Annotated in this window: 11 protein-coding genes; 4 read left to right on the forward strand and 7 right to left on the reverse strand. The window is 37.7% G+C overall.

All coding sequences use genetic code 11. From position 1 onward, the window contains the following. Nucleotides 1–5 precede the first annotated feature (5 nt). The 3 genes from LC454_RS09700 to rbsK are packed head-to-tail and all read right to left on the reverse strand — an operon-like array spanning nucleotide 6 to nucleotide 3862. A complete protein-coding gene (locus tag LC454_RS09700; protein WP_223581885.1) occupies nucleotides 6–1007 on the reverse strand; it encodes a GRP family sugar transporter in 1002 nt (333 codons plus the stop codon). A gap of 38 nt (nucleotides 1008–1045) precedes the next feature. Further along, a complete protein-coding gene (locus LC454_RS09705; protein ID WP_223581887.1) occupies nucleotides 1046–2905 on the reverse strand; it encodes a beta-L-arabinofuranosidase domain-containing protein in 1860 nt (619 codons plus the stop codon). A gap of 39 nt (nucleotides 2906–2944) precedes the next feature. Next, on the reverse strand, nucleotides 2945–3862 hold the full coding sequence (gene rbsK / locus LC454_RS09710; RefSeq protein WP_223581889.1) for a ribokinase: 918 nt from the start codon (nucleotides 3860–3862) through the stop codon (nucleotides 2945–2947). A gap of 270 nt (nucleotides 3863–4132) precedes the next feature. On the opposite strand from rbsK, the gene LC454_RS09715 reads away from it, so the two are divergent. Then, entirely contained in the window at nucleotides 4133–5176 is a 1044-nt protein-coding gene (locus tag LC454_RS09715; protein ID WP_317196254.1) for a GntR family transcriptional regulator, read from the forward strand. 79 nt (nucleotides 5177–5255) lie between these two features. Here LC454_RS09715 and LC454_RS09720 read toward each other — a convergent pair whose 3' ends face one another. From LC454_RS09720 to LC454_RS09730, 3 genes are all read right to left on the reverse strand, one after another. Next, the gene (locus tag LC454_RS09720) at nucleotides 5256–5828 is read right to left on the reverse strand and encodes a DUF4136 domain-containing protein (protein WP_120260184.1); all 573 of its coding nucleotides are present in this window, start codon (nucleotides 5826–5828) and stop codon (nucleotides 5256–5258) included. Between the two features lie 261 nt (nucleotides 5829–6089). After that, nucleotides 6090–7733, reverse strand: coding sequence for an NAD+ synthase (locus tag LC454_RS09725; RefSeq protein WP_223581891.1), 1644 nt, complete (start codon nucleotides 7731–7733; stop codon nucleotides 6090–6092). 836 nt (nucleotides 7734–8569) lie between these two features. Beyond that, nucleotides 8570–8725 (reverse strand): FKBP-type peptidyl-prolyl cis-trans isomerase, encoded by a 156-nt coding sequence (locus LC454_RS09730; protein WP_223581892.1) that lies wholly within the window; start codon nucleotides 8723–8725, stop codon nucleotides 8570–8572. A 397-nt stretch (nucleotides 8726–9122) separates the two neighbouring features. On the opposite strand from LC454_RS09730, the gene LC454_RS09735 reads away from it, so the two are divergent. The 3 genes from LC454_RS09735 (at nucleotide 9123) to LC454_RS09745 (ending at nucleotide 12938) form a co-directional block, all read left to right on the forward strand. After that, a complete protein-coding gene (locus tag LC454_RS09735) occupies nucleotides 9123–9824 on the forward strand; it encodes a hypothetical protein (protein WP_223581894.1) in 702 nt (233 codons plus the stop codon). A 63-nt stretch (nucleotides 9825–9887) separates the two neighbouring features. Further along, nucleotides 9888–12233 carry an outer membrane beta-barrel family protein gene (locus LC454_RS09740; protein WP_223581896.1) on the forward strand — a complete coding sequence of 782 codons (2346 nt, stop codon included), beginning with the start codon at nucleotides 9888–9890 and terminating at the stop codon, nucleotides 12231–12233. 39 nt (nucleotides 12234–12272) lie between these two features. Continuing rightward, nucleotides 12273–12938 carry a hypothetical protein gene (locus tag LC454_RS09745; protein WP_223581898.1) on the forward strand — a complete coding sequence of 222 codons (666 nt, stop codon included), beginning with the start codon at nucleotides 12273–12275 and terminating at the stop codon, nucleotides 12936–12938. A gap of 127 nt (nucleotides 12939–13065) precedes the next feature. On the opposite strand, the gene LC454_RS09750 is transcribed toward LC454_RS09745, so the two are convergent. After that, the gene (locus LC454_RS09750; RefSeq protein ID WP_223581900.1) at nucleotides 13066–13665 is read right to left on the reverse strand and encodes an FKBP-type peptidyl-prolyl cis-trans isomerase; all 600 of its coding nucleotides are present in this window, start codon (nucleotides 13663–13665) and stop codon (nucleotides 13066–13068) included. Nucleotides 13666–13694: the final 29 nt, after the last annotated feature.

A 13694-nucleotide genomic window follows, 5' to 3' on the forward strand; every position in this document is an offset into this window, starting at 1 on the left:
AGAGATTATTTACCCGCTTCAATAAGAAGCAGAAGTCCGATAATAAATAAGATAAACATGAACGTTAGTAATAAAACGACCTGCTTGGAGGCACCTTTAAATTCTCGCCAGATAAATACACCCCAGAGTGCAGCGACCAATGTTGCACCCTGTCCCAGTCCATAGGAAATGGCTGGCCCCGCTTTACCAGCTGCAATAAGGTTGAGCGAGTTGCCAATCCCCCAGATGATACCCCCCAGGAGACCGACAGTATGTACGCTAAAATTTCCGTTGAAATATTCTTTATAGCTCAAAGGCGGACCATTTAATGGTTTTTTCATCAGCAAAGTGTTAAGAATAAAATTGCTCAATAAAATACCCGTCGAAAAGATAAATACGGCGGTATATGGGGTCATCTTTCCGCTTGCAGGTGCCTCAAAATTATCAAGGTCCATGGCGGAAGCAATAAAGCGATAAAAAAGCGACATCAGAAGCCCCGCCAGGAGGCTTAATAATAGCCCTTTGGAAGAGCGGTTGTTCTGTGTTTTTGTTACTTTTTTGTATGCAATGGCATTGATGATAATGGCAATAGCGATACAGATGACCCCTATGAATAGGAGAGTAGGGTTTCCTTTGGTTGCAGCAATATAGTTGATCAGTACACCTAAAATCAATGCAGTCCCGATACCAACTGGGAATGCCACAGCCATCCCCGCTAGCGCGATGGCCGAAGAAAGAAGGATATTGGCGGCATTAAAAATAATTCCTCCCAATAGGGCATTGAAAATATGCTGGAATTCAGCCTGTTTCAGATCCGCGACAAAAGGTCTGCCAAGCTCGCCATGGCTACCCAGTGTAAAGGCAAAAATGAGCGAAAGCAGAAAAATGCCTAATACGTAATCCCAATAGAAAAGTTCGTAGCGCCAGTTTTTGTTCGCTAATTTTTGAGTGTTTGCCCAGGAACCCCAGCAAAGCATCGTGATGACGCAGAAAAATATGGCCTGTGCATAGCTGCTTACAATAAACATAGGGTAATATTTGATCCGTTAATTTATTAAGTTATCGTTTACTGTCGTCCTGTTGTTGGTATCCATACCTTAGAAAAACCACCAGTCTGACTTGCGTCCGCATAGGGTACCAGGAGAATAGATTGTTTCTTATTGTCACTCGTACTGATGTCGGTTGAATAAGCCAAAGTACCCACCCAATTTTTAGGCAACTTATCTTGCGCTTCGGTCAGTTTGATCGCCGCCTTTTCGGGGTAAACCAATTTGGCGGTTTCGAAATCTACTTGTGGATTTAATGACTGATCTAGGGCAAAGATCTGTGGTCCTCTTTTTAAGGTAAAGCTTCCGGGATAGGTCTTCCCACCGTTGACGATTTCTATTCGAATATCAAAAGATATGCTGATTTTATCGTTGTCCTTCCAATGACGTACTATTTTTAGCAGCTGGTTGGGTTCAGATTTGTAGGTTTTTCCATTTATTGTTGCAGTATAGTTTGTCGCCCATTCCGGAACCCGTAATTGTAGTGGGAACTGTGCTGATTGTGGGAGGTTTACCTGCAAAGTCGCAGTACCTTTTCGTGGAAACTCACTCGTCAGGGTCAACTCCAGCGGAATTGTCTGTTGTGATGAAGTTTTAATCTTTTCCTTGATCTGTGCCGGCTCGTAGAGCAATATGGTTGGAATATGGTTTAATTGACCAAAATTCAGGTAAGGAATAAGTGCGATCCCCCGGGGGACACTGCTCAAACAACAGGTGATATTACAGCGGTAAGGTTTTTCGCCAATCAGTGGCGTATAATAGCTCACACAACCTGTTTGCGGGTTTTCGGCACCCAGTAGATGGTTGTAGATTGTCTTCTCGATTTCATTGTAATATTTTAAATCGCCGGTAATGGAGAATAGCTGTGTATTGAACTGTAACCAGGTTGTCGTGACGCAGCCTTCACCCATGTGTGCTGAAGTATCTGCCCGTAAATAATGATTGTCCTGAAAACGTTCATGGTCGCTTGACGTACCGGTTACGAATAAACGGTTGGCACTGATATCATCGAAAGTGTAATTGATTACATTCAAAAGATCTTTATCGCCGGTTAACCGATACATTTTCACCAGTCCGACGATATTGGAAAGCATCTCGTAGGCTTTGGCATTGGCGACTTTGTCCACACGTTTATGTTTTAAAATGGAGGTGACGATGGCTGGGCCGCCTTCGAAGTCGTAAGCACGGATGATATAACGGCAAAAATCAAGGTATTTTTTGTCTCCAGTCCATCGGTATAAATCCAACATGGGATCGATGACAGAGGTGGCTGCCATACCCACGTGTGATCCAGATTTGAGGATGTTTTTTTTGCCGGGGGTATCGCCGAAGGTGTTGTAGAGCAAATCTCCGATTTGTGTTGCGGCCTTCAATGCTTTTGGATCACCTACAGCGCCATAGTAAGCAAGCAACCCGAAGAGGTCGTATTTGTGCACCCAAACATCCCATGACGTCCAGCGGTTTTCGGGTAGGTAGGTGCCGAGATAGCCATCTTCACCTTGTGTTTCAAGCAAGCGATGAAACATCCGGTCCATCTGTTGTTTCAGCCGGCTATCTTTGGTGACAAGCCAGGTATTGGCCGCTGCTTCGAGGTATTTGCCAATATGTTCACCGATCCAGCGTTGCTTTCCTGGTCGGGTGTGAAAACCTTCCAATAAGCCCTCTTCATCGACTTGAAGGAGCCTCTTTTCCAGGTTGAGCTGGTAACGATTGCCTAGGTAACCGCTCAGTATATCAGTTTGAGGAATCGCGAGATCATATTGGGAAGGCACAACGTAATCTACTTTTGGTATCGCCGCTGTTGTGATCAGCTGTGCTATACTCAGTTGGATGGTCGTCAGAAGCAAGACGGTTGTTGATAAAAAAATACGAATAGACATGTTGATTTAAATAGGATGAATAATTGATTATAGAAGGTTTTAATTGGATGCTGTACTGTATTCCTGCCAGTAGGGAATAGAGGTCTGTGCTCCTAGGCGTGTAACGGAGATTCCAGCAGCTTTTGAAGCCAGTCTAACGGCATCTATGACAGGCATATTCCTAGCGATGGCACTGGCCAAAACGCCACAGAAGGTGTCGCCGGCGGCTGTACTGTCAACTGCATTGACTTTTTCGGCGGGGACTTGGAAATAGTTGTTTTCTTCCTTGATGAGTGACCCTTTTGCGCCCATAGTAATGATAATAGTGCCTGGACATTTCTGACTGATCGCATCGGCAGCCAGACGAGCTGTCTCCCAATTTTCAACCATGACTTGGGTGTAATATTGCGCTTCAGATGTGTTTAATATCAGGATATCAATTCGGTTTAAAATACTGTCTGGAAGTGGCTGTGCAGGAGCGGTATTTAAGATAATTCTGGTATCGTGCTGCGTTGCAATAGTACTGGCTTCTTCTATTGTTGTTATGGGGATTTCCAGCTGTATGAGCAGTACCGCTGCTTCGCGAATGACGTTCTGAACAGCTAACACTTCTTGTGGTAGCAGCGCTGCATTTGATCCAGGTGCAACAAGAATACAGTTTTCACCTTGTGCGTCTACAGATATAAGTGCAACACCGGAGGGGTTTTCCAGATCCTGAAAGATTGTGTCAACCTGAATGCCTTCCTGCTGGTAATGGCTAATGGCTTGTTGACCAAAGATGTCGTTTCCAACTTTGGCAATAAAAGATACCTGTGCACCAGCTCTGGCTGCGGCGACAGCCTGATTGGCTCCTTTTCCACCAGGGACCATGAAAAACTGCCCACCTAGCACCGTCTCCCCCGGTACAGGAAGATGGGAGGCTTTGATAACCATATCCGTATTGGAACTGCCTAGCACGACAATATTTGTTCTGCTCATAAAATATCAGGTTTACACGTTATTACTTGATTACTAGTCAAAAGTACAGAATTCATGTCTTGGTTAATTATTATTGCCATTTTTTTCGTTCAGGTAAGGGCAGGATAGTTGAGGGAAGATATTTCCTATTTTTTGATGTATATAAGGTATCTTAGTGTATTCTTCTGACTGAGGAGACGAGGGGCTCCTTTGTGTATAATTTCAATCGGAGGATATACCAATTGAAACCTAAAAGTTTCTTATCGTGCTTATAATGTAGATATCCAAGCCATGAATATGACCAATGCAATAGCTCAGTTTTTAAAAACACTGGAAATTAGTGATTTTTCGGCCACACCCAAATACTTACAATTAGCGAATACGATTGTCGATGCGGTTAAAAATGAAATCTTGTCGAAAGATGATATGTTACCATCGATCAATGAACTGAGCACCTATCTAGACATATCCCGGGATACGGTCGAGAAAGCCTACCGTTATCTTAAACATCAGGAGATTATTGCCTCCAATCCTGGAAAGGGATATTACATCAATAAAATTGATGTGCAGTCTAAACTCAAAATTGCCCTTTTTTTAAATAAGCTCAGCACACATAAAAAGATTGTTTATGACTCCTTTGCACGCGAGCTGGGGGATTATGCCAATTTGGATCTCTTTGTCTACAACTCCGACCTGTCCTATTTGAATACCTTGTTGGGAAGTCTGACCAAAACATATGATCATTATGTACTATTCCCACATTTTAAAGAAGGACGGGATAAAGCGCCAGATGTTATCCGTAAGATCCCCACGGAGAAATTGATGTTGTTGGGTAAGTTTATTGAAGATGTTCCGGGGGAGTTTCCTGCGGTCTATGAAAATTATGAACAGGATATCTATAATGCGTTAGAGGAAGCAAATGAATCCTTGAGTAAATACCAAATGCTTAAGCTTGTCTTCCCAGATCATAGTGATTTTCCAAAAGCCATTATCAAGGGCTTTTATAAGTTTTGTCAGCAATACGCCTTTGAGCATGAATTGGTTGCCAATCTGCATCGGGAGAAGGTGATCAAAGAGACCTGCTACATTAATATCATTGAAGACGATCTCGTCAAGTTATTGAACAAGATTATCCAAAAGAAATTAGTCATAGGTACTGATGTCGGCGTGATCTCTTATAATGAAACGCCATTAAAGAAGTTTATCCTTAACGGTATTACCACAATATCGACCGATTTTGAGATGATGGGACGGTTGGCTGCGGAATTGATCAAAAATAAATCAAAGGACCGTGTGGAAGTTCCATTTTATTTGAAACTTCGACCATCGATCTAGTGAATAAAAGCAAAAGCCTGATTTCTGATGAAACCAGGCTTTTATTGCCAGCTAGCACCCATTTTGCTGGCGTGCTGTTTTATTTTTTTAATGTTTTTACGGGGAACAAATCAATCACACCTTTTGCTACTTTACTGATGTTGTTGATCGCCTTTTCAGGATTATCCACATCACCCGAACCGCGTGCTTGCCAGATCACCGCATTTGTTTTGCGGTCGATAGCCTCGATGATCAGGTGACCATAACGATAACGTTCTTTTGCAACAGGGTAATATCCACCACCATAAAAGTAAGGGGAGAACCATGGTCTGTACCAGCCCCAAGGACCACCCCAGCCATAATATCCGCCACCGCCATAGACCAAACGGCTTTTGTTGTTGACGATGGTAATATAACGGAATAATAAATCTGGATTATCTTTTGAATATTGGAGTCCCTTTGCCTCTAAAGCCGTATTTGCAGCATCCAAAATATTAGTTTTGGCAATATCATTGTCAAAATAAGATTTCGAAAGCGAGTCTACCGGCGGTAGCCAGGCATACGTTTTGAAAGGAGTGAAATCCATCTTTTCTACCCGAGTGGTATTATATTGATAAGACGAACATGATGCAAGCGCGATGCAGAGCACCAAAAATAATAGAATCTTTTTCATCGTAGTAATTTGTTTATTAACTGTGATGAATCTACCATGAATATACTGTTTTGCTTTTAAGCATTATACTCATGATGGTTTCATGGCCTATATGGAACTTTTATATTTATTTAACTTGTTTTAATTTCTCATCTATCTGCTTGTACCACCTTTCGATGGCCCAAAGCGTTATGGCAATTTGTTATCTGCGCTATATGCACTGGATTTGTTCTATAATGTTAGACAAAAAACTATAAATATGGTTTAATCCTAATTGTAAAATTAATATGGATATTTTGCCACCAATGGAATCTGTCTTCCTGAGCCAAAAGCTTTTGGGCTGATCCGTAGGATTGGCGGTGCCTGAAAGCGTTTAAATTCAGCATTATTAACCAATTTACTTACTCTCTCTACTAACGCTTTTTCGAATCCCATTGCTACAACTTCGGAACCGCTCTTTTCATTTTCAATCAACTCAAATAAGATCTTGTCCAGCAGGTCGTACTCTGGTAGAGAATCCGAGTCTTTCTGATCAGGTCGTAATTCAGCAGAAGGCGCTTTTTCGATGGTATTGATGGGGATAATCTCGCGCTCGCGATTGATATAACGTGCCAGTTCGTAGGCTTTCGATTTATAGACATCACCAATAACCGAAATGGAGCCTGCCATGTCGCCATATAAGGTGCCATAGCCAACGGCAGCTTCGCTTTTATTTGAAGTATTTAATAGGATATGACCAAACTTATTGGATATGGCCATCAAGATAACCGCACGCGCACGCGCTTGTATGTTTTCCTCAGCGGTATCAGGCTTTAAGCCCTCAAAAATAGGAGCAAGAGTGCTCTCGTAAGCCGAAGCGATATCTTTTATGGGGACAATATGGTGTTTGCAACCCGTATTGGTCACCAGATCTAAGGCATCTTTGATCGAATGGTCTGAGGAGTAAACGGAAGGCATTAAAATGGAGAGCACATTGTCAGCGCCTAGAGCTTCACAGGCCAGGGCAGCGACTAAGGCGGAGTCCAATCCACCAGATAAACCAAGGATTGCTCTTTTGAAACCTGATTTTCGGAAATAATCACGCAAGCCTAGGACCAATGCATCATGGATCAGTGCAATTTCAGCTTCAGGATCTTTGATGGATGCCGTGGTTGAGGTAATATTTTTTTGATGATAGGTGACATACTGCAGATCATTATCAAATCGTTTTAATTCGGCAACCTTTGTTCCGTCACTACTAAGTGCAAGTGATCTGCCGTCAAAGATAATATCCATATGTGCCCCCACCTGGTTCACATAGATTAGTGGACGGTTGGATTTTTTGACCTGCCGGGAGAGTACTTTGACACGTTCATCAAAGTGCGTGTAGGAAAATGGTGAGGCAGCAATATTGATCAAAAGGTCCGGGTCCTCTTTTTGGAGTTCAGCCATAGGATCTCCCACATAGGAGTTGCCTCCTTCATCGTCGTCCCAGAGATCCTCGCAAACTGTCAGGGCAATTTTTACACCATTCAATGTGATGCAGTCGAAACGCTTGTTGGGTTCAAAGTAGCGGTATTCATCAAATACATCATAATCGGGTAGCAGGCCTTTTTTTACGATATTTCGAACAGCACCCTGTTCGATAAATACTGCGGTATTGTAAAGTTCCTTTCCTTCGGGATCACTGTTTGTGACCGGAGCTCCAATAATACAGGCGATTTCCTTACAGTGAGCGGCAATTTGGTGAATAGCCTCATTGCACTGTTGCTTAAATACTTTACTTCGCAATAAATCTTTGGCGGGATAGCCGCCAATGGCGAGCTCCGAAAAGATGATAAGGTCTGCCGATGCTTCTTTGGCTTGGTTGATTGCTTGAATTATTTCTGCTGTATTTGCTTCAAAATTACCGATATGGTAATTCAATTGTGCTAAAGCTATTTTCATCCGTATTTATTTTTTCTTTTTATTAGATCCGCAAGGTTGTTTGAAAAAACAGGATGGTTTCCTGTTCTCGTTATCGGGATAGTAGATCCTAATACATTGCAGTGTCTACCTACAAATTTATTCCTTTTTATTGAAAGTGTTTCTTTTATTGATCACTGTTTTTTAAAGAATCCATGCATGCCATCAGCGCGTTTATTTATCTCTTTTGCATCAGATCCGCGCGGATGATGCTAATCTGTCGATTCTCTTGCATAATGATTAAAAATATTGCAGTTGGAAAAGGTCTTGTTTGTTTATTATTAAGTGCTAAATTGTTTTAACATAATTTTAACAACGTTAAATGCTGTTAAATTTCTTGACATGAACGGAAATGTGTCTTACCTTTGATATATCAAAACAGAAAGATATATACAAAATAATATATAAAGAACTTTTCATAATTTAGGTTAATAATTGGTTAGGTAAAGCTCGGAGTTCCCCACTTCGAGCTTTTGTTATTTAAAAACCTTTCTCATTCACTTATTTCAATCATCATTTAGGTTTATTACGGGTTAGAACTAGTGTTATAGTATTGCCGTCCTATCATCACATAGATACCATAGTGATACTTTATGAAAATGGAGGGATATGGCTGGTGTTTGAAAAGACTGACGCAACAAAAAATAGACTGCGAGTTCCTATTTTCCAGTAACCAAGGGGATGTATAATACTGTTTTATTCGACAAAATATATTGTTGATTAGTGAAGAAATAAAAAACGCCTAAAGTTAGAATTTGCTTTAGGCGTTTTTTAGCTTGTGTTTTATGAATATTGTGAGATCCTTGTATTTGCGAATACTATTTGATATCTACAATTTCGATAACAAAATCTAAAGGAGAATTAGCTGGTATTTTTCCCATTGCACGGTTTGCATACCCCCATTTCGAAGGAACCATAATATGAATCTTGGAACCCTTTTGAAGTCCTTTTTCGGTCAGTCCACCTAGTTTCAAGTCGCCAATTTTCTTTGGTGCAAAGGCGAATGTCCAAGCAGGTATAATCGTGCTCTCAAAAGGATAATAATAACCGGTATTGGTGAGGATCTCAAAGCTCGCTGTTTTATCGGTTTCGGTTTGGATTTATTTTTTTGATTTTAGGCTTATCGTGTTAAATATTTTAATAAATGATAATTGTTTTGATTATATTCTTTATGATTGTTATTTATTTATTTTAAATATTATTATGTTAACAATTTTATTTTAGAAACTTATTTTGGTGTTATTTTTTTAAAATTTTTCTTTTGTAATTTTTTTATGTTATATTTTTTAATTTTTTTATTGAAAATATGTTTCTTTTAAATTTTTATTTTATATATTTGAACCATCGTATTATTCACTTTATTTTATAATTATGAAAAAAAACATTGTATTATTTTTCTTGATGATGTTTGTTATGTCGTCATTACTTGCTCAGAGCAGTATGCCCCTCGTTTATGCACCTGCAGATATTCCAATATATAACTATTCATCTCCTGATAATTTTCAGGCGACAAAAATTGTTGAAGCAAGAAAAGGCAATGATGGTAATTGGTATTGCTTAGTGAAATTGGAGGCTTTGAATATTAAAAATACAAGACCAGGATTTAATTATTACGAGCAACCTTCATTCATTAACGGCGTTTATATTTTGAATGAAGCTATTTATTTTAATGAAAAGAGTCAACAATACTATAGGTCAGATCATAAGTTTATCGGATACGATCCTAATGTGCCAGGTAAAAATGAAGTTTCGAAATATAAGAGTTACAACCAATATATGCCAACTGGCGAAAAAGGCTTTTTTATTTGGCTAAAAGCTAATTATGCAACAGCTACTCAAGTTGGCATAGTTCCTAATCCTGGGGGCAATAGTATACCTACACCTGGTGTTTCCGGAGGCAATACGTTTGATATAATGTACAATATAGGCTATAGTTATAAAAAAGGATTTATTATCAAGAATATTTTCTTTGGAGGCTGGCTCGTGAGAATGCAGGCTTTTCCTTTAGGCATGAATGGTCCACATGGCGAATATTTACAAGTTGATTTAGTGACAGCTAAACCTTCTAATTAAATTAAAAAGCTGCTTTGAAGATATCAAGCGGCTTTTAATTTATTTTGAATTTCTGTGCTTTTCATGAGAATTGTTTTTGTTATTTTTTTCTTTATTTTCTTTTCTACCTTGTCTTTAAGTCAGGTTACTAATAATTCCTTCAACAGTGGCCGTTTGAGTAAAAAAGATACGATAAAGGAAAATATTTTAGATACTGTTGATATTACTAGGAAATATAAAACAATAATTGTAGATAGCTTAAAAAGAAAACACTTTTCGACAGCTTATGATCTATTAAAAAACGATTCTAACTTTAGATTTGAAGATGATGGTGTTTATTATCAAGGAAAATTGTTAACAACGATAAAGGTTAATGGCCAGGTTTTTAATTTCACTTCACCAATTGAATTGTTGAAAATGTTTCCTTCGAGTATTTTGTCTTCTTTTCGTTTAGATCCATATACAGATCCATTGAATAAGTTTTGGGGGAATGAGAATATTGTTATCAATTCAATTGATCTTCGTACGCCTAATGGAAAAATATCTGGTGTGTTAGGAAATATGGGGATGAAATATAATTTCCGGCGGAAATACGATTTTATTGGAAATACAATTTATTTCAAAAATAATACAACCACGTTGTTTGATTTGAACTTGAATAACAATTCTTGGGATTGGGGAGCGGATGTTGGGGAAAATTTGAATAAAGTGGTCAATAGCAAGATTTCGGTTCAAAATACAACTAAGTTTAAAAATGGAGACCTTTCTATAAAGGCTGGCTATACTCATAATAATATCCTTTCCAAAGATTACTATATTGATAGTTTAGCGGTATTGCAGGCGTCGATAAATGACGGAGGTATTGAGAGAGTTCAAAAAAGTTTCAATCGAAGCTTTAATGTTAATTCTACGTTAAATCGGGTGTTCGATAAGTTATATTTTGATGTAACATTGGGTGCTCAAAAAGATGCCTTCAAGAATAGAAATAGTAATTTAAATAACACAACTAACGATTTTCTTTCGAATGATTCGTCTGAAGTAGAGGGATACAACGGTGGAATAAATGTTGGTTATAAGCTTTATAAGAATAATCTTTTTTTGATTACAAGTGTTTCGTTCGGACAAAACAAATCCGTCAATGGGAATAATTATCAAAATGACAGTATTTTCAATAGTTTATCCAGCAGTAACAAAAGTGATTATATTCAAACTAAAATGTCTTTGAAGTTTAATTTTAGCAAGGTCTTTCTGGGAGACTTGTATTATAATCTTAATCGTTCAAATGCTTTATCAGTAAATCAAATAAATTCGGCAGAATCGGTAGAGGTCAAACTAAAGAATCAAATTCAAAATATTGGGACAACATTTAGGTGGTCAAAATCTAACTTTGATTTTCATACAAATATTTATTATGAGAGGTCGAACAATAGATTTGAAAATGATTTGGAAGACAAATCAACAATGCGAAACAAAGGCCTATTATATAATTCTTCTTTGATAATTAGAGGTTTAAAGTCTCGTTTAAATAACACGTTTACTTTTGGAAAAGTAATTATATATCCTACACTTTTCCAAAAAAATCCAACAAATGTAATATTGTCTGACAATTATTCAAGTATTGGCAATCCTGATCTGAAAAATCAATCTGTATTTAATTTTAACTGGAGTTCTAACTATCAACTTAAAAACGCGGATAATTTAAATCTAAGTTTTTCAACATCATTAAATAAAGATAAAATTATAGAGAACTTATCCCTCTTGAATAATGATACTATTATTTCCGGGGTAAGTTTTATTAAAGGGATTAGACTGTTATCTTATGCTAACTCTAGAAATACAAATAGTCCAAATTCCAATCTTGTATTAACCTACGTCAAAAATAATCTTTTTATATCGAATTTGAGTTTGCAGAACGGATTATCTTATTCGACTAGTGCTACAGATCGGTATATAAATAATGAGAATTTTATGGATAAATCTGCTACATATGCGGCTAATATAAATACATTTTATTATAGCAATACCTTTTCGGCTAATGTTTTGTATAATATTTCTTTAAATAATAACAGATTTACGAGTGCCGAAGAATCTCAAATGTCTAGTGTTTTTCGGACACTGAGTCATAGTATTTCAACTACTGGTAAGTTGAATTATTTTGCTCTATTTAATTTTGAGATTAGTAACCTATACAATGTAACTAACTCTTCAGGGATCTCATTTGAAAATAGTCGTACAGATATGACACTATCCCAGAAGTACTTAAAAGGCCGGCTGGAGGCCAGTTTAAATGTTTTTGATCTGTTTAACCAGATGAAACAGAGTAAGAATTTGAAAAATGATTTCTTGCTTAGGAGGGAGTCGAGAACAAATCTTATTGGAAGATATTTTCTATTAAACATCATTTATAAGTTTCAAAATTTGAAATCCTAGTTTATAAAACAGTATTAATAACAATTTAAATTTTAATTAATGAAAAATTTTGTATTTTTTTTGTTTGTTTTGATCTCATTTAAGAGCTTCTCTCAACAAAACCAATTACCGCTCGAAGGAACCCCAACTAACAAGCCTTTATATTTAGCAAATAGTTCAGATCGGGTTGTGGCTTCAAAGATCATGGAAGCGCGAAAGGGAGCAGATGGTAATTGGTATTGTCTTGTTAAATTTGATATATTATCTTTCGATTCAAGTAGAAAGCCTTTTTCTGGAATGTCAAATGTTCTTCCAGGTAACATTAACTTGTTCCGTAGCAGTAATGAACTTCAAGGCGGGGGCTTTGCTCCTGCGGATTTGTATTCAAATACACAGACTGGTTATTATTATGATCCTAATGATCCTAGTAGAAATGCTTTAATAGAGTTTAAAGCTTTTATTAGGTATATTCCAACAGGGGAAGATGGTAATTTTATTTGGATAAAAGCAAATTACGAGAGTAGTACTGAAGTTGGAGTTGGTCCATATTTCAATGGGCCTGTAACAAATGCTGGTAATAGCTTTGACTTCATTTACCCAATAGTATATACGAAGGGAGGAAAATTAGATTTTTACTACGTAAAATGGGGGGCTTTTAAAGGTGGAGGTAACAGTTATGTAGGTCAAGGGCTAAAAGTCAATTTGAAGATAAGAAAGCCTATTTAGTAGAAATACGAAAAGTTTTTTATTATCTGCTAGGTGTAATAAAAAAATAGGTTATCGTTTATATCGAAATGAATAAGAAACTACAGAGGCCATTGATAATTGGACTCTGTAGTTATTAGTGAATAAATTACTTTATATCTACAACTTCGATAACAAAATCTAAAGGAGAATTAGCTGGAATTTTTCCCATTGCACGGTTTGCATAACCCCATTTAGAAGGAACCATAATATGAATCTTGGAACCCTTTTGAAGTCCTTTTTCGGTCAGTCCCCCTAGTTTCAAGTCGCCAATTTTCTTTGGTGCAAAGGCGAATGTCCAAGCAGGTATAATCGTGCTCTCAAAAGGATAATAATAACCGGTATTGGTGAGGATCTCAAAGCTCGCTGTTTTATCAGTTTCGGTTTGGTCGAAAATACTACCATTTAATAGTCTACCAGTATATTTTACAGTTGGCTGAACTTTAAAGAGTTTGGCATTTAAAGTGTCCACGATTTTATATTGGTAATTTCCTGCACCTTCGGCTAAAATTTCATACCAGATTCCCTTTTCAGAATCGTATTGTGCATTAGGATATTTGCTGTCGACATAATTTTTAAGCAGTGTAGAATCCGTCTTAAATTGCCCCTCTGCGTCATAAATAGGAGCATCTTCACTTTTGCTACAGCTTGCAACTAGGAGAGTAAAGGCTGCAATTCCCAAGAATAATGGCGATAATAATTTTTTCATAGTGTTATTGATGATTTTTCACACAAAAG

This window comes from Sphingobacterium sp. GVS05A (genome assembly GCF_019969845.1).
In the GTDB taxonomy this organism is placed as follows: Bacteria; Bacteroidota; Bacteroidia; order Sphingobacteriales; family Sphingobacteriaceae; genus Sphingobacterium.